The sequence below is a fragment of the Prosthecobacter sp. GW821-HT29F12 genome (assembly GCF_058803405.1).
Window position 1 is genome coordinate 751,011 of sequence record NZ_CM179517.1, and the last position, 17,206, is coordinate 768,216.

The 17,206-nt window shown below is 62.8% G+C and carries 10 protein-coding genes; all 10 read right to left on the minus strand.

Features of this window, described 5'->3' with window-relative positions; genetic code table 11:
• Nucleotides 1-23: 23 nt before the first annotated feature.
• Nucleotides 24-1,430, minus strand: a complete 1,407-nt coding sequence (locus AC3RLQ_RS03000) for an efflux transporter outer membrane subunit (protein ID WP_493034200.1) — start codon at nt 1,428-1,430, stop codon at nt 24-26.
• A gap of 363 nt (nt 1,431-1,793) precedes the next feature.
• The gene (locus tag AC3RLQ_RS03005; protein WP_493034201.1) at nt 1,794-4,934 is read right to left on the minus strand and encodes an efflux RND transporter permease subunit; all 3,141 of its coding nucleotides are present in this window, start codon (nt 4,932-4,934) and stop codon (nt 1,794-1,796) included.
• Nucleotides 4,935-5,299: 365 nt separating this feature from the next.
• Entirely contained in the window at nt 5,300-6,400 is a 1,101-nt protein-coding gene (locus AC3RLQ_RS03010; protein WP_493034203.1) for an efflux RND transporter periplasmic adaptor subunit, read from the minus strand.
• On the minus strand, nt 6,397-7,083 hold the full coding sequence (locus AC3RLQ_RS03015) for a TetR/AcrR family transcriptional regulator (RefSeq protein WP_493034204.1): 687 nt from the start codon (nt 7,081-7,083) through the stop codon (nt 6,397-6,399). The genes AC3RLQ_RS03010 and AC3RLQ_RS03015 overlap by 4 nt, the downstream gene beginning before the upstream one ends.
• A gap of 372 nt (nt 7,084-7,455) precedes the next feature.
• Nucleotides 7,456-8,583, minus strand: coding sequence for a sialidase family protein (locus AC3RLQ_RS03020; RefSeq protein ID WP_493034205.1), 1,128 nt, complete (start codon nt 8,581-8,583; stop codon nt 7,456-7,458).
• A gap of 221 nt (nt 8,584-8,804) precedes the next feature.
• Complete coding sequence (locus AC3RLQ_RS03025; protein WP_493034207.1) at nt 8,805-9,227, minus strand: hypothetical protein; 423 nt, start codon at nt 9,225-9,227, stop codon at nt 8,805-8,807.
• Nucleotides 9,228-9,276: 49 nt separating this feature from the next.
• Nucleotides 9,277-9,471, minus strand: coding sequence for a hypothetical protein (locus AC3RLQ_RS03030; protein WP_493034208.1), 195 nt, complete (start codon nt 9,469-9,471; stop codon nt 9,277-9,279).
• Nucleotides 9,472-10,312: 841 nt separating this feature from the next.
• Entirely contained in the window at nt 10,313-10,702 is a 390-nt protein-coding gene (locus tag AC3RLQ_RS03035; RefSeq protein WP_493034210.1) for a hypothetical protein, read from the minus strand.
• Between the two features lie 11 nt (nt 10,703-10,713).
• Nucleotides 10,714-16,302, minus strand: a complete 5,589-nt coding sequence (locus AC3RLQ_RS03040; protein ID WP_493034211.1) for an EndoU domain-containing protein — start codon at nt 16,300-16,302, stop codon at nt 10,714-10,716.
• Between the two features lie 606 nt (nt 16,303-16,908).
• Nucleotides 16,909-17,205: a hypothetical protein gene (locus AC3RLQ_RS03045; protein ID WP_493034213.1), complete on the minus strand. Its 297-nt coding sequence runs from the start codon at nt 17,203-17,205 to the stop codon at nt 16,909-16,911.
• Between the last annotated feature and the right edge of the window lies 1 nt (nt 17,206).

Below are 17,206 nucleotides of genomic sequence, written 5' to 3' on the forward strand. Positions count from 1 at the left end.
GAAGTTCGTTTTACGGTCGTGTGTTACCACCCGCCGCCCATGGCTTTGATGAGGCGGACGGTGCTAATGTAGCGCTGGGCGGTGACTTGATTGGCCTGGCGTTCGGTCTGGAGGCGGGTGCGTTCGGCGTCGAGGAATTCGAGGTAGCCGACGGTGCCGCTGTCGTAGCGGGCGTGGGTGAGTTCGGCGGCTTGGGATGCGGCGGCGAGGGCTTCGTTTTGGGCGGCGGATTGCTCGGCACGATAACGGGTTTGGGCGAGGGTGGTCTCGACGTCCTTCAATGCGGAGAGCACGGCCTGGCGGTAGGTGGCGATGGCTTCCTCACGGGCTTCGCGTTTGAGGCGCACATTGGCGCGGATGAGGGCGAAGCCGGTGATGGGGAGGCTGAGGCTGGGGCCGAAGGACCAGACGCGGCTGTCTGCGGTGAAGAGATCGCTGGTGTTCTTGCTGAGGTAGCCGCCCTGGGCGGTGAGGCTGATGGCGGGGAAGTAGGCGGCGGTGGCGACGCCGATGTCGGCATTGCGTGCGGCGACGAGGCGCTCGGCGGAAGCGACATCGGGACGGCGCTCGAGGATGCTGGCGGGAAGTCCGGCGGGGATGGTGGGTGGTGAGCCGCGCAGGGGGCGCTCGGTCATGAGGAAGTTGGTGGCGGGGACGCCGCAGAGCAGGGAGAGATTGTCGCAGGCTTCCTGACGCTGGCGTTTGATGTCGGCGAGTTCGGCCTTCGCGGTGGCGACTTCGGTTTTGGAGCGGGCGACGTCGGTCTCCTGAATAGTGCCGGCATTGAAGCGCTGCTGGATGAGGCCGAGGCCTTTTTCACGCAGGGCGATGGTGCGGCGCAGGGAGGCGAGATCGGCATCCAGCGCGCGAAGCTGGAAGTAGGTGGCGGCGACGTCTCCGGTGAGGGTGAGGAGGACGTTGTTGAAATCGGCGGCGCTGGATTCGGACTTGGCGCGGGCGGATTCGAAGGAGCGGCGCACCTTGCCCCAGAGATCGAGCTCGTAGCTGAGGTCGAGGGTTTCGCTGAAGGTGTTGATCTGCGCGGATGGGATATTGACGGGGACGGGCGTGGGCAGATGAGCGGAGGTACGCTCGCGCTTGTTGCGTGAGTTGAGATCGAAGGCGGGGAACCAATCGGTGGCGGCGGCGCGGGCATTGGCGCGTGACTGCTGGATGCGTGCGTAGGCGGCGCGGAGGTTTTGATTGTCCGCTATGGCGAGGGCTTCGAGGCGATTGAGTTCGCTGTCGTGGAAGACTTTCCACCAGTCGCCTTTGGGTGAGTCATCGCGCGGGGCGCTGGGCTGCCAGCGCCAGGTGGCGGGGGTGATGTCGGTGGTGTCCGGCTTCTTGTAATCGGGCCCGACAGTGCAGGCCGCGAGGCCGGCGAGAAGGAGAGGGATAAGGAAGAGGCGGGGAATGGGGATTGCCATGAGGTGCGGTGGGGGTGGGGGCAATGCGGAATGCGGAATGACGAATGACGAATGACGAATGACGAATGCGGAGTGGTGGGATTCGTACTCGTCCTCCTACTCGAACTCGTCCTCGATCATTGAGTGTCGGAGGCACGAGGTGGGTGGAGGAGGGCGAGGTGAACTGAGGCGGCGGGGCGGGAGAGGTGTCTGAGTGTGCGAGGCCGTTTCCGGAACCGCCTAAAGGCGGGACTACAAAACTTGCTTGGCGTGATGCGGAGTTAGGGGCATTGCGGGGCGGTAGGATCGAGGACGAGTAGGAGGACGAGTAGGAGGACGAGTAGGAGGACGAGTAGGAGTGGGGCGGACGAGTTCGAGTGGGGGCTAGGCGATGGAGGGGGCGGGCTGGGGAGGGAGGGCGTCTTCGCGGGCGGCGCGGCGGGCTTCGCGTTTTTCGGAGCGGCGGCGGCGCCATTCGACGATGTCGTCGAAGTAGGAATAGATGACGGGCGTGGCGAGGAGGGTGAGGAGGAGGGACAAGGTCTGGCCGCCGAGGATGACGCCTGCGGTGGCGTTGTTGAACGCGGCACCGACGCCGCGGGCGAACATCATGGGCACCATGCCTGCGACGAAGGCGAGCGTGGTCATGAGGATGGGGCGGAGACGGTCTTTGTTGGCTTTGAGGATGGCCTCGAGGCGGTCCATACCTTTGGCACGGAGCTGGATGGTGTGATCGATTTGAAGGATGCCGTTTTTCTTGACCATGCCGAAGAGGACGAGGACGCCGAGCATGGAGAAGAGATTGAGCGACTGACCAAAGATGATGAGGGAGAGGATGGCGAAGGGCAGCGTGAGGGGCAGCGCGAGGAGGATGGTGAGCGGATGAATCCAGCTCTCAAACTGCGCGGCGAGGATGAGATACATGAAGACGAAGGCCATGAGGAAGGCCATGCCGAAGGCTTTGCCGGTGCGGGCCATTTCTTTGGAGCGGCCTGCGACGCCGCTGCTGTAATCGGCGGGGAGGTTTTGCTTTTTCACGATGGCATCGATGGCATCGACGATTTTGCTTTCGCCGACATCGGGTGCGTTGTTCGCGCTGATGATGACCTGGCGGCGGCGGTTGAGGCGGTCGATTTGTGAAGGGCCGGAGGTCTGCTCGAGCTTCAGCACGTTGTCGAGCGCGACGGGCACGCCGCTGGCGCTGGGGACGGAGAGCTGGGCCATGGCTTCGCGGTTGTTGCGGTAGCCGGCTTCGGCGCGGAGGTGGATGTCGTACTGCTCACCGGCTTCGTCGTAGGTGGAGACATCGAGACCGCCGACGAGGAGACGCAGCGTGGTGGAGAGATCGGCGATGTTCACACCAAGCTGGCCGGCCTTGCTGCGGTCCACACTGGCGGTGATCTCGGGCTTGCCGCTGATAAGGGTGGAGTCGAGGTCACGAATGCCGGGGATGTTTTTGGCCTCCTTCATGATGACATCCGTGGCGGCGGTGAGGCGGTCGAGATCCGGACCGGCGACATAGAACTGGATGTTGGCGCTGGACTGGCCGGTGTTGAACGGCGGCACGGCGAGCACGGTCATGCGCCACTCGGCGGGGTATTTGGGCAGGATCTCTTTGCGCACCTGATCCATGATGTCCTGCTGCGTGGCTTTGCGGGTGTCGGGATCGGTGAGGCGGACGTAGATGCCGGCGAGATTGGGCACGCGCTGGTCATTGTCGCCAATGGTGAGGAGGGTGGACTCCACGCCGGGCAGGGCGCGGATGCTGCGTGCGACGCGCTCGCCGAGGAGATCGGTTGAGGCGAGGGTGGTGCCTTCGGGGACGCGGATGTTGACGATGAACTCGGCTTCTTCGGTGGGTGGCATGAAGCTTTTTTGCACGATGCCCATGAGCGTGGGCAGGGAGGCGAGTGCGCTGAAACAGGCGAGCAGGACGACCCAGCGGTGGCGCATGGAGAAGCGCAGCATGATCATGTAAACTGCCTCGATGGGACGGTAGAAAACATTCACCACGCGATCGAGAGCGCGCTCGATCCAGCTCTTGCGACGGCGGTTGAGCATGCGTGCGGCGAGGGAGGGCACGAGGGTGAAGCTGATGAGCAATGACACGGCGATGGCGAAGGCCATGGTGAGGCCGAAGCTCTTCAAGAACATGCCGACGATGCCGCTGAGGAAGGCGACGGGAACAAACACGGCGAGGAGGGAGAGCGTGGTGGCCATGACGGCGAGACCGATCTCACGCGTGCCATTGATGGCGGCGTCATGCGCTTCTTCACCTTTTTCCTCCATGTGATGGACGATGTTTTCCACGACGATGATGGCGTCATCAATGACGATACCGACGGCGAGCGCGAGGGCGACGAGGCTGATCTGATTGAGCGTGACATCCTGCGCCCACATGACGCCAAAGGCGGCGATGATGGAGGTGGGAATGGACAGGGCGGCGATGACGGTGGCGCGGGTGTTGCCAAGGAAGAGCAGCACGATGAGCGCGGCAAACACGGCACCGAGGATGAGATGCTCCTGCACGGCGTGCGTGCTGGTGCGGATGACGAGGGAGTTGTCACGCACGACATTGATGGAGTAGCCGGCGGGGAGGATTTTTTTCACTTCGTCCAGGCGCTCCTGCACGGCATCGACGACCTTGATGGTGTTTTCGCCGGACTGCTTGCGCAGGGAAATGACGACGCTGGGGATGCCATTTCTGCGTGCGGCGGTCTGCGGCTCTTCTTCGCCATCGTCCACGCGGGCGACGTCTCCGAGGCGCACGAGGCCGCCGTCTTTTTCACGCACGACCATCTGGCGAAGCTCGGCCACGGAGGCGGCCTTGCCGAGGACGCGCAGGCCTTCCTGGCTGGCGGCGTCCTTCACGGTGCCTGCGGGGATCTGCACGTTCTGCGACTTCAGCGCCTTCTGCACATCAATGGCGGTGAGATTGAAGGAGCGGAGGCGCACGGGGTCCATCCACACATTGATCTGGCGTTTGCGACCGCCGAGCAGCGTGGCCTGGCCGACGCCGGGCACGCTTTCAAGCTGACGGCGCAGGACTTTGTCTGCGTATTCGGTGATCTCGCGTGCGGGACGATCTGCGGTGAGCGCGACGTTGAGGATGGGCGAGGCATCGGGGTCGAGCTTTTCGACGATGGGCGGATCGGCATCGTCGGGGAGATCGACGATGATGCGGTTCACGCGGTCGCGGATTTCCTGCGCGGCGACGTCCACGTTCTTTTCCAGCAGGAAGACGACGATGACCTGGGAGATGCCTTCGCTGGAGACGGAGCGGAGTTCATCGATGCCGCTGACGGTGTTGACGGCATCTTCGATCTTGTCGGTGATCTGGGTTTCGACTTCCTTCGGCGTGGCGCCATTGAGACGCGTGGTGATGGCGACGGTGGGGAAGTCCACCTTCGGAAAGCGGTCCACCGGCAGGCGGGTGTAACCGATGAGGCCGACGACGACAAACACCAGCACGATGACGCTGGCGAGGACGGGGCGCTGAACACAGATGCGGGCGAGCCATTGCATGATTTAGAAAGGGGGAGGGGGGATTAAGCCGGTTGTGTGGGATTGTGCTTATTCATACCATTGGAGCGCTGGAGGGCGCGGAGTGGTGGGGACGTTCGCCCGGAGCCGATAGAATATAGGCGCTCCCAGCAATGAGATGCGCCCTTTGGGCGGCTCTGTACTGGGAGCGCCGGTTTGTAACCGGCTCTGGGCTTTGCTGCCAGAGGTGCGAACAACCCATGTGTTTCTTGGCGGTCTGATTGAATGTCGATGGGGAAGGGACGTTCGACCAGAGCCGATGAAACATCGGCGCTCCCAGTACGGAGCATCCGGATGCGGAGCTGCGTGTGTTCGCGGGAGGTTTTTAGGGCGGCCATGTTGATGCGTTAGGATTGAGGCGTGGTTTGCACGGGGACGCCGTCGGCGGCGTCGGGGCCGGGGGAGAGGACGACGTTTTCGCCCTGCTTCACGCCGCGGCGGATTTCGATGCGGTCTTTGTCGGTCTCTCCGACTTCGACGAGGCGTTCGGTGAGCTGGCCGGATTCGGCGACCCAGACTTTTTGATTGGCACCCTCCGCACGCACGGCGTTGGCGGGAATGGTGACGGCGGTCTGCGGCGGGAGTGCGAGGCGGGCTTCGGCGAAGAGGCCGGGGCGGAGGCGGCCGTCGGTGTTGAGCACTTCGGCCTCCACCTGGAGATCGCGTGTTTCAGCGCGCACAGCGGCACCGATGAACTTGACAGTGCCGGTGAAGACTTCGCCGGGAAAAGGGGACACGCTGAACTCCACGGTCTGCCCCACGCGGATGAGTCCGACGGAAGGCTCCGCGACATTCACGAGGAGGCGCAGGTGCTGAAGATCGACAACTTGCGCGACCTTGGAGTTTGCCATGACGTATTCGCCTGCGGTGACAAAGCGCTCTGACACGGTGCCGGCAAACGGGGCGCGGATGGTGGCGTCTTCCAGGGTCTTCTTGCTCATGTCACGGCGTGCTTCCGCGGCGGAGAGGCTGGCGGCGGCGCCATCACGATCTGCCTTGATGCGGGCGAAGTCGGTTTCGGCGACGGCCTTCATCTGCGCGAGCGGGGCGTTGCGCTTCACTTCGCTTTCGGCGAGATCGAGCTTGGATTTTGCCTGCACGACATTGGCTTCGGCTTCGGCTAGATTGAGTTCGGCGTTGCGGCTGTCGAGTTGCACAAGGACATCGCCGGTTTTGACGATGGTACCGCGTTCGACGGGGGTCTCCATGACTTTGCCGGTGGTGTCCGCTGCGACGGCGGCGTTTTGTGCGGCGGTGATTTCACCGGTGAGGCGCAGGTAGCGCGGCATGGGGCCCTGCTGTGCGGCGGCGGTTTTGACGGTGATGGCGACGACGGGTTTTTGCGCTGCGGCAGGTGCGGCAGCGGGTGCTTTGCTGCAGCCGGTGAAGGCGAGGCCCAGCGCGCTGATGGCGAGTGCGGGGGCGTATTTGAGGAGGGGGGAAGTCATGACTGTTTTTTCGAGCGTGAGGCGGGTTTCGGCTGAGCGGCGCGGCGTGAGGTGAGGGCACCGAGAACGAAGTCGGCGATGTTGTCGGCGAGGCGCTGCACTTCGGGCGCGGTCTTCGGTACGGGCGGGCCGAGGCGGTCCACGAAGACGCGGCAGTGATCGTAGTGGATGCAGAGGCCGATGATGTGATGACAGTAGAGGACGCAGTCTTCATCCACCTTTTTTCTGCCAAGCACGGCGGCGATGATGCGCTGAAGCTCCTCATGGAAGGGGCCGACGACGAGCTTGATGAATTCGTTGAGGCAGTGGGTGGGCTCGCGCATTTCGTGGGCCATGAGCTGGCTCTTCACGGGGTTGGCGGCGCGCTTGAGCAGCACATGATCGAGCAGGTGATGGATCCAGCTGCGCAGGGTGTCTTCCGGTGAGGCGCCGTCTGCAAGAGTGACGGGAGGATCTTTATCCATCTTGCTGGCGCAGGAGGAGAGGAAGACTTCGCGATAGAGTCCTTCTTTGCTGCCGAAGTAGTACTTCACGGAGGCGACATTGGCCTTTGCCTTGAGACAGATGGCGCGGAGGCTGGCCTTCTCAAAGCCGTCTTTGGCGAAGACGGTGGCGGCGGCCTTCAGCAGTCGCTCGCGGCGCGCCTCGGCATCATGTTCACGGGATGGAGTGGAGTTAAACATGCGTTTATAAACGGGTGTTTAACTTCTTGAGGCCGGATCGTCAAATGGTTTTGGGCCGTGGGAGATTTGGCGAAATCAAAAAAAGAGGGCGTGGAGTCTTTGCAGACTCACGCCCAGGTTAGCGCTTCGGCTCTGCGGTGCGGTTGAACTTCAACGCTGACATCAAACATAACGCCGCACGGGGAAAGTGCGGATGTATGCACGAATTTTTTGTTTCATAGAAAATCGCGCACGCATTGCGGAACAGGATGAACGCGACTGCTGTGAATGGAGATGAAGCGTGATGCTCAGGCTCTGAGCATCGACCGGCGGAGCCCACAGCTTGCTGCAACAAAATTCCATCAGGCGTGGTCCCTGCCTGTGGGGCCTTGGTTATTCCAGGCGGATGCGGGCGATGTAGATGGCGGCGGGGAGCGCGACGTGGCGGTTGGGCGGTGGCTTGCCGGTGCTGTCTTCGTGGGAGGAGTAGTAGCTGACCCAGAGCTCGTTTTCATACCAGACCATGCCAGGGTAGCCGGTGTCGCTGCCGCCGCTGGGGAGGGTGAGGGCGATGTCGTAGTGCTGGCGGTCCATGCTGGCGATGACGGTGGAGAAGGGTTTGCGATAGCTGCGGCCTGCGGCGATGAGGGAGCGATCCGGAAGGATGATGAAGTTGGGCCCGCCGAGGCGGTGCTCTGTGGTATGCCATTGCCATTCGTGGTAGGGCGGGCGGCTGGTGCCGATCCATCCCCAGGTGGTGCCGCGCTCGCGACGGACGAGGGCGATCATCTCGCCATCGGGCTGCATGCGTACGGTGGCTTCATTGGGCCGGCCAGGGACATCGAGGTGCGTGACGAGGTCCCATTTCAAGCCGTCGGTGCTGGTGACGAGCTGGGCTTTCCATGGATAGGGGCCGGGGGGCACGGGGCCGTCTGCCTCTGCGGCGGCGGCCACGGCGGGATCGGGGTGCTGGGCGCGGAGATAGGAGTAGCTGATGCCGTAGGCCCGGCCCTGAAACCAGTCGATGCGCCAGAGCCACTGGCCTTCTTCCATGACTTTGGCGGGCGCTGTCCAGGTGAGGCCGTCGGTGGAGAACATGACGCGGGGCTGCTTGGTCTTGAGCAGCGCGGGCTGGGTGTCGTAGTTCCAGATGGAGCCGCCCGCGACGATCATGAGCTGGCCGTCGGGCTTGAGGGAGAATTTGGGATCGCGGAGATCGACGCCCTCTTCGGCGATGAGCTCGGTGGATTCCCAGGCGAGGCCATCGGCGGAGCGGAGGACGCGCACCTTGCCGTCATCGCCCGCGTGAGAGATGCCTTCGCGGAAGCAGCAGAACCATTGGTCGCGGTAGCGTGTGAGGTCGGTGAAGGCATTGTAGGCGCCTTTGTCCCAGATGCGCTTGGAGGTGACGAGCACGGGCTTGCGCACGGGGTCTGCAGCGGCGGCGGGCCTGCCGCAGAGGAGCGTGAGGGCCGGGGCGAGCAGGAGGAGAGTAAGCCAGGGGCGTGTGAGGCTGAGCATGAGCATGGGGCTTTAACGCGACGAGAGGGCGCGATTGATGATTAAAAAATGAGGCGGGGAAGGGGCGCTGCCTTGATTCCATGCATCCAGCGGAGAAGGGAGGGGGCTTTTATCCCAAGGTGACTTCACGGGTGTTTCTGCCATGAAGCGTTCAATTGGGGCAGGGGGGGCATCCAGGCGCACCTCCGGCGCATTGTGGTAGGTGCTGGTATGGGAAAAAATCAGCGCAGCAGGTGCACAAGCTGCAGCAGGCGGTAGCCGCCCCAGAGGAGGGCGGGGAAGGTGATGACGAAGACTGAGAAGAGGAGCCCGAGGCGAAAGAGGCGCGGGGTGAAGCGGGGTCTGAGGGTGGGGCGCATGAGGCGCAGGGGGCAGTCGATGAGCCAGCCGCCGGTGTAGGCGGCATTGGCGATGAGGGGGACGACCACGATGGCGAGGGGCTCCACGGCGTCCTCGCCGGGCTGGAGGACGCCGGCGCTTTCAATGCAGGTGGTGAAGAGGAGGAGCGAGACAAAGCCGATGATGCCGAGGATGGCATTGAAGGGGATGCGCCGCCACTCCCACCAGCCGATGATGCGCCCCGGCGTGACGGGCTCCTCGGGAGCCGTGAACAACCACTGCATGGTATGACGGATGCGTTTCATGGCGTGCTCAGGACACGTGGTGATGAGGGTGAACCGGTGGTTGTGAGGTTCAGCGTTCGGCGGTTTGCATGGCGATGGTGCCGTGCGTTTCATGAGCGGCAAAGGCCCCGCTCGTCTGCCCGCCCTCCAAGGCGGGAGTGGAGAAGAGGCTGGCCTTGACGACTGTGGGCTGCCGGGCGGCGGCCAGGGAGTGAAAGGTGCCGAAGGCGGCGGCGCAGGCGATGAGTTTTTCGGGGGCGTTCATTGGATGGATGCTTATCGGGCAGGACTAGGAGTAGATCGTACGGCGAGAGCATGAAGCATGCAACGGGCAAAAGCAAATGCGGCGGTTGGGGCAGGTGAATACAGGCCGGGGAGAAGTGAAACGGGAATGTGACGAAAGGGGTGCAGGTGCGGCAGCCGAACAGGGGGGCTGGGTTTATATCGGTCCCTGGTTTGCGCGTGCTCCTCGAGTTCCGGTGGTGTTGGCAGGGTCCAACATGGAGGCTTGTCTTTTGGGATGTTCAGCGATAAACGGATGAGGACATCCTCAGGACAGTCGCATGCCTACCGAAGTTGTTGCCGAAACTGACCACGACACGCGTTCGTTAGTGCTTTGGCAGAGTGATCAGGGATAAGCACCCCGAGGAGGGCAAGGTGCTGGCATGTTCAGTCAGACGTAGGTTAACTTGGTTCCGCCAGCAGCGTTGCCGTTTCAGGAAGAGAGCATGGGTCACCAAAGTGAACGCCGACCGATTTCAAATCTTGAGGCGGCTTCAACAACAGGAACATTCATCACCGAGAAGCTGCCCTGACTTTATTTTTCAAATAGGCTGGCACGTCCCGCGCTATTGGTTGGCGCGTGGGTTCATTTCCTTCAACACGTCGCGGGCCTGGGCCACGTCTGACTGCACCTGAGGGTGGCCGCGCTGCTCGGCCGGGCGGTTCATGACGTTGTTGATGAGTCGCTGCGACTCCTCGGGGCTCTTGGGCGCTGTGGTGGGCGGGGGAAGAGACGGGGAAGTTGGCGGTGGTTGACCGTTGTTGGACGGAGGGAGGATCTGACGGTCGGCTGCCGTGGTTTGTTCCTGCTCAGGAGAGCTGAATCATTTCTCACCACCCAGATCCACGATGATCTGGCTTTCCGGTGAATCGGGCATTTGAAGAAGCTTCATCCAGCCTTCTACTGCGCGGCGGATTTCGGTATGTGAAAATGTATCGACCCACTCGTCGTTGGACGTGGACCAGATCGTGACCGTTTTTGCCCTGACGTCCATTCCCCAGGCTTTGTCATTGAACTGTATTTCAACATCCCCGCCTTCGTGTTCTGCTTGGTCCAAGGCATTCAAAAACACTTGGCAATCCTCTGGCCTACGTAATTCCGCCCAGAGCATGCCCTGAACGTATAGATTGTAGCGATTATCAAGGTCGTCTTCGTGACCGATGGCAACTGCTTCTGGGCCCCAGTCTTTGAGGTAAAACATTTTCATTTTCATGGCGGTGTAAATTAGTAATCTGGATATGCAGTGACTCTATTCAAATGAGGACTTATATTTATATAACCAATTATCCTGACTCCTGAAGGAGTGACAGACATCCATCTGTTTCCGGTGATGACTTTTGATGGGTTTGCCCACGCAGCATCTACTTCGGCTTTGATTTTATGCTCAGTCCAGCTCTTGGGGAACATTGTGTTCACAATGGGGGTTCCATTGTGATTGACCTTGGTGATCCAAACCCCAGTGGTGGGATGTTTTATTTGTACATGCGCCCTGTAAACCCCGGCGGCATTCGGTGGTAATTCAGTTCCGGGAATGATGCGGACATCTCCTCGATGCAGGCTATGACCGCCTGTGACTTTGGTGCCTAGGGCGTTCACATCTCCACCCACTATATGGTCGTAATCAATTGGTGGGTAGGATGTGGGCGGGGTGTTGGTGGTTCCAGAACTCGAAGGGGCTGGGGAGGTGCTAGGAGGACTGGATGTGCTGCCGCTAGCATTAGAGGCAATGGTTGTCGCATTGCCAGAGGCTGTGGCCGGCGGAATGCTGCCGCTGGACGGGCCTACATTTGTGGGAGCCGAAGTGCCTGCTGTTTGTGATGATTCCGCCGGTCCAGTCGGTGAGGGAGGTGTGGGAGTCCCTGCGGATGCCGTGGGCGCATCACGATTCGCCGAACCGGGGGCATTGATGGTGGAGCCGATGGCATTCGTTGGCTCTGCGGGGGCAGCGGGCGGAGGTGCATCGACTGCGGCGTCTTGGGTCTGGCTGCTGGGGCCGTCGCCTCCGGCCATGACGAGGTCTTGGGGATTGGAGGTGTCGCGGCTGCCTTTGGGCAGGGGGCTGTTGCGGTCGCCGGGTTGGGTGGGGGCGTTGCGGTCGCGGACGCGGAGGGCGTTGTCATAGATGTCCTGTTCATCCTGGGTGAGGTCGCGCTTGCCGGCGATCAGTTCGAGGTTCTCGGCCCGCCTTTTTGCGAGTTCGATGTGCTCGGGGTGTGTGGTATCCTCTGGTATTGGGTTGCCATAGCCGACCGGAGGCGCTGCGACGCCGTTGGTGGTGTGGGTGGCGCCGCCGGGGGCGGGGGTGTCACCGGAGCTGGCTGTGGAGGTGCGGCCCCCGGTGGCTGTCGTTCCGGTGGTGTTTCCGGTGCCTGCCTGGCTGCTGCTGGCGTTTGAGCTGCCTGTGGGCGGGATGACGCCGTGGGTGGTGGAGGTGTCTCCGGGCGGGAGGCTGCCGCTGCTGGACTGGGTGGAGGTGGCGGGGGCTGTGCCGGGCCAGGGTCTGGCCAGCATGGCTTTGGTCTTTGCCAGGGCCGCGAGTTCGGTGGAATGAAGCTCACGGGGCTTGGGCAGTTTGCTGAGGGCTTTCTGCTTGGCCTCCAGATTGGTGACCTGCGTGCGGGCGAGGATGTTTTCGTTATGGTGCAGCTCGATCTGCTCGTCCATGGTGAGTGCGCCGTTTTTCTCCTTGGCCTTGAGACGATCGATGGTGTCGAGCACCTGGCCGCCGTTTTCCATCGTCATGACCGGGCCGGCTGAGGCCGCCTCTTTGGACGGCTCCATGCCGGGAGGCGCCGCGGCGGTGCTAGGGGTGGTATTATCTGGTATTCCGGTGGGTGAAGAAGGGGCGGTACCGGGCTTTTGCGGCGGCTGGCTGCCCGGAGCGGTGGCTGGTGCTTCTGGGCCGGAGGCGGTGACGCTTTGGGTGGTAGATTGTGGTATGTATGGGCCTGGAGCTGGCTCTGTTGCGGCGGATGGGCGCGGGATATTCACGGGCGCGATGGGCGCGCCGGGTTGCGGGGTGTCGGATGGGGGGATCTCGCGGCCTTCGGCATCGACGGTGCTGAAGCTCTGCTTTCCATTGGGCTGGCCGGTGGGGGCCACGTGGCCGGGGGGCGGTGCAGGCTGCGGTGCCGTGGCGGGCTGCTGCGGCTCAGGCGCGCTGCTGTTCTTTTTATCCGCCATGGCCTGGACGCCGCCACCCAGCAGGGCGGAGGTGAGGGCGCTCTGGGGGAACTGCTCGGCGTAGCTGGTGGCGGCTTCGTTGAAGGTTTTCCCCTTGTTCATCTCGGAGGCGATGTGGGTGAACCCGCCTTCGATGGCTTCCTGGATGGTTTCTTCGCTGGCGCCATGGAGCGCTGACTTCACTGTGGCGGCAAAGCTCTTTTTGGCCAGCTCACGGGTGGCGGGGTTGTTGAGGGCCTCTTTTCCGCCGGGCATGATCTTGCTGAGCACGAGGCCGACGCCTCCGCTGGCGATGGCGGTGCCTGCGGCTTTTTTGTGCGCCTCCACGATGGTATCTCCTGCCTTGATGTGGTGCTCGAGGAGATCGGTGTAGGTGCTGCCGGCGCTCTGCGCTGCGCCGAGGATGAGGCCTGCGGTGCCGCCTGTGGCGATGGCGGCACCGACGCTGGGGACGGCCTGGATCAAGTTGCTGAGGAAGCTGCCGACTTTGCCCTGGGTGGTGCCGGTGATGTCGTTGGACTGGGTGAGGGCCTGATTTTGCCGGGCCATGGCTGCGGCGGCTTCGCTGGCGGCCTCTCCGCCGACATTGACGCCGGTGATGTCCTGGAAGGTGTTTCCGGCCAGGGCTGCGGCACCGAGCAGCCCGGAGACGACCTGGCCGCCGCCGGAGACGAGCGAGGTGCTGACGTTGTCCATGAACTTGCGTGCGCCGCTGCGGTTCTTCATGGCATCGAGGTAGATCTGCGTCTTCTCGTTGTCCGTGTACTGGCGCACGCTGCCGTCCGGCATCTTCTGGGAGAAGTGGCCGGCCTGGGTGTTTTTGGTGAGCCACTCGTTGTAGTCCTCCACGCCGGGGAGGGTCTTGCTGGCCTTGAGGGTTTCGGTGGCCCGGGTGAGCCAGGCGTCGTGCTGGGCGGGCCAGTTCTTCAGCGCGGCTGCCTTGGCCTCCGGGCTGGCGTTGCTGTCCTGGATGGCTTTTTCAAACTTGGCCTTGTCATCGGTGAGGGCGGGATTCACCGCGAGGCTGCCGTCTGGCAGTGTGCGGGTGGAATCCTGATCATGGCCGGAGAAGCCGACGCCGCGCTGGAGGGCATTCCAGAAGCCGGCCTGCTGATCGTGGCCTTGCTGCGTGAGCGGGGTGGCGAAGTCCATGACGCGCTGGGTTTCCATGGCCTTGCGCACGTCGTCTTCGCTCATGCCGAGTTCTTTGGCTTTGGCCTGCACCTGGGCATCGCGCTGGGGATCGCCTTTTTCCATCCAGCTTTTGAAGTTGGGCTTGCCCGCAGGGGCCTTGGTGTCCTGGTACATTTTTTGCAGCCCGGCGCTCTGCTTTTGGGCGGTCTCGTAGGCATCGCGCTGGGCGTAGGAGCCGAAGCCGCTGTTGAACTTGTCGTTTAAAAATTTGGCGTCCTGCACGGAGAGGCGGCCTTCGTTGCGCAGTTTCTGGATGCCCTCCGGGGAGAGGCCGGCTGCTGTGAGGGCGGCGTCTGCGCCTTTGCGGTCTGTGGCAGAGGCGGTGGCCTGCTGGCCTTTGGCGATGAGGGCGCTGCGCTCTGCCTCGGTAAGCGGGGTGCCTTTGCCTAGGTAAACGGGGGCGCTGCCGGGGGTGCTGCGGGCGGCGAGATCCTGCGCGGCCTGGCTGTACCGGCCGTCTGCGCCGGGGAGGAGGGTGAGGCGGCCGGTCTGCCCATCCATGGTGGCGAAGGGCTGGCCTGGGCTGCCGTCGGCTGATTTGCGGGAGAGGCTGTAGCCGCCGCCGGCACCGGGGGTGACGTGTACGTTTTCAGGGTCTGTGATGCCAAAGGTGGCCTGCGCGGTGGCGCGTGCGGCGTCTGCCTGATCGACCGGTTTCCATCCGCCCTGCTTCATTTCAGGGGCGTGCATGAGCATATCATGCAATGTCATGGTATTTCCTGCGCCGGCGGATGGCGTGCCGCCCGTGCCATTGCTGCCAAAGGCGCTCTGCGCGGCGGCGAGGGTGCGCTGGGTGTACTGGGAGGTGAGGGCGCTGCGGATGGCGGCGGCGGTGGAGGGGTCTTTCTTTTCCGCCTCGGCGATGAGGTCCGCGTCTGCCTGGCGGGTGTCTCCCTGGGTGTGGCGTGAGTCTTTGCGCCACTGCTCATCCTGCGGGCTGCCGGCGGCGGCGGCTTTGTACAGATCGATCTCAGCCTGGCGTGCGCGCTGATCGCGGATGAGGTTTTGGTAATGGTCGTCGTGCTGCTTTTGCAGGGTCTGGACCTCGGAGGTCAGGCTGGTGTGGGCGTCGATGGCGCCCATGAGTTCATCGAAGTTGGCCTGGCGCTCTTGCTCGGTGGCGTTGCCTGAGTTGTGGAATTTCTGCCGGGCGGCGTCCATGCGCTGCTGGGCGGCGGCGGCCTGGGCCTGCTTTTCCTGGAGCTGGCGGGAGAGGTCTGCGCCCTGGGTGAGGAGCTTTTCGCGTGCTTCATTGCGGGCCTGTTCGCGCGGGAAGACGCCATTCTGCGCCATGGTGCGGGTGTCATTACCGAGCTCGCGCCGGGTGCCGTCCGGGGCGGTGGCGTAGCGTTTGGCCGAGGGGTCCACCTGAAAGAGGGGCGTGGCTCCCTCGGGTACGCTGACGGGCTTTCCGCCTACCATGAAGTGGTATTCTGTCTTGCCATCGGGGCGGGTGACGCGGGTGATGTCCTGCACGGGAATGGGGTGCTGCCTGCCGTGATCATCGCGGTAGGGGATGGTGGGGCCTTTTGCGGGGTCATCGCGATAGGGGACGGTGGGGGCCTTGGCGGAGTCTTTGGGGTCGGGGATGAGTACGAAGCCGGTGTTATGCAGCAGGCCGCCTTTGCCATCGGGGTGAGGGATGGTCTTGTCGTTTTCGATGACGGCGCCGGCCTTGCGTGCGCTTTCCAACTGTGCTGCGGCTCTCTTTTGTTCGGCTGCGTTGCGCATCTGCGTGGCGGCTTCGGCACGAGATTGGGGTGGAGGAGGCTGAGGCTGCGTTGCGGGAGCCTGAGGGGTGCCTTGCGGGTTTTCAGCGGCGGCTTTTTTCGCGGCTGCGTCCCTCATCATGGTGGCTGCCTCTGCGCGGCTGGGGGCTTTCGCTGGCGGCGTTACTGGCGCTGAAGGTGGAGGCGTGGCGGCTGGCGTGGCTGCTGCGGGTGCAGTGGTCGCTTGAGCGGGTGCTGTGGTCGGAGGCGTGGACGCTGGTGGCTGAGCCGCAGGTGGTGCGGTGGGTGGCGGGGGGTTGAGTGCGGGAGCGGGAGTGGGGGCGGCCGCTGTGGTGGGCTGCTGCGCTGGGTTTGTGGCAGGCGGTGGCGCAGCGGGTGGCGGGGTCTTGGGTGTGGGCTGTTGGGCGGTGGCTGAGGTGGGGAGCGCTGGTGAGGCAAGGGCAGGGGATGCTGGGGGCTTGCTCGGCGCTGAGGGAATCGGCGGCGTGGAAGCTGTGGCAGGAGCAGGGGCGGCGGATGGCTGGCCCGTGGCGGGAGGCGGCTCCACGGGTGCGGGCGTCTTGGCGGAGGGCGGCAGCGGCTGCTCGGGCTGCCGATAGGGGACTTGCACGGGCTGCGGAGGGCTGCCCGTGAGGGGCTGCTTTTTGCGCAGGTAGGCGGCGGATCCGGGAGTGAGGAGATCTGGAAGCTGAAGATTGGAAGGCATGGCGGATGCGTGGCCGCAGGGCGGCGGTGGCACCTTTCGTGTTCTTCACAGCGTCAGGTTGTTTGAGAGTGTCGGGAAAAGCATTGGGCCGTGATTTGGGAATGCAAGTGGAAAATGTGTTGTAGTGGTAGAAGATGGTATACAAGTGGTGGTGATGGGAGGGGGCTGAGCAATGGCGGAGTAGCGTGGGCCTGATGCAGATGCGTGTAAGGCAGGCCGGCGTTTCGAATTTCGGATGCCTTGCTTTTCATGCATGTTTGGGGCAAACAGCCGCAGACATCATCAGGACAGTCGCATGTCTGCCGAAGTTGTTGCCGAAACTGACCGCCCCATGCGTTCGTCAGCACTTTGGCAGAGTGATCAGGGAACGCACTCCGAGGAGGGCAAGGTGCTGGCATGTTCAGTTAGACGTGGGTTAACTTGGTTCCGTCAAAAGCGTTGTCGTTTCAGGAGGAGAGCATCGGTCACAAAGCTGAACGCCGACCGATTTCCCTTTTTAAGGCGGCTTCAATCATAGGAACATTCATCACCGAGCAGCTGTCCTGACTTTATTTTTTAAATAGGCTGGCACATCCCGCGCTATTGGTTGGCTCGTGGGTTCATTACTTACCGAATGGGATCATCTGGAAAACACGCGTTCCAGAGTTCTTTGAGACGGGAATTCACCTTTTCTTGAGTTTCAAGATTATCATCATTGGTCCATGATCGATAAATCTGGGGGGTGATCATGCCCGGAGCATCAATGGCGGCGCGCAGTTGCTCTTTAAAATCGCGGGCGAGTTGGGATGTTGGCCAAGATTTCCTGCACCAGTCAGTGAGTTCATCGAATGCATAGGCTTCGATATCCAAGTGAGAGGAGATCATTTCCTGTAGCGCTGGTTCCATTTGATATGGATTGTTCATT

What these genes read in the sequence shown, in the direction of transcription:
- AC3RLQ_RS03045 (WP_493034213.1), bottom strand. Translation starts at nt 17,205, where the DNA reads ATGAACAATCCATATCAAATGGAACCAGCGCTACAGGAAATGATCTCC.
- AC3RLQ_RS03010 (WP_493034203.1), bottom strand. Translation starts at nt 6,400, where the DNA reads ATGACTTCCCCCCTCCTCAAATACGCCCCCGCACTCGCCATCAGCGCG.
- AC3RLQ_RS03000 (WP_493034200.1), bottom strand. Translation starts at nt 1,430, where the DNA reads ATGGCAATCCCCATTCCCCGCCTCTTCCTTATCCCTCTCCTTCTCGCC.
- AC3RLQ_RS03025 (WP_493034207.1), bottom strand. Translation starts at nt 9,227, where the DNA reads ATGAAACGCATCCGTCATACCATGCAGTGGTTGTTCACGGCTCCCGAG.
- AC3RLQ_RS03005 (WP_493034201.1), bottom strand. Translation starts at nt 4,934, where the DNA reads ATGCAATGGCTCGCCCGCATCTGTGTTCAGCGCCCCGTCCTCGCCAGC.
- AC3RLQ_RS03040 (WP_493034211.1), bottom strand. Translation starts at nt 16,302, where the DNA reads ATGCCTTCCAATCTTCAGCTTCCAGATCTCCTCACTCCCGGATCCGCC.
- AC3RLQ_RS03015 (WP_493034204.1), bottom strand. Translation starts at nt 7,083, where the DNA reads ATGTTTAACTCCACTCCATCCCGTGAACATGATGCCGAGGCGCGCCGC.
- AC3RLQ_RS03035 (WP_493034210.1), bottom strand. Translation starts at nt 10,702, where the DNA reads ATGAAAATGAAAATGTTTTACCTCAAAGACTGGGGCCCAGAAGCAGTT.
- AC3RLQ_RS03020 (WP_493034205.1), bottom strand. Translation starts at nt 8,583, where the DNA reads ATGCTCAGCCTCACACGCCCCTGGCTTACTCTCCTCCTGCTCGCCCCG.
- AC3RLQ_RS03030 (WP_493034208.1), bottom strand. Translation starts at nt 9,471, where the DNA reads ATGAACGCCCCCGAAAAACTCATCGCCTGCGCCGCCGCCTTCGGCACC.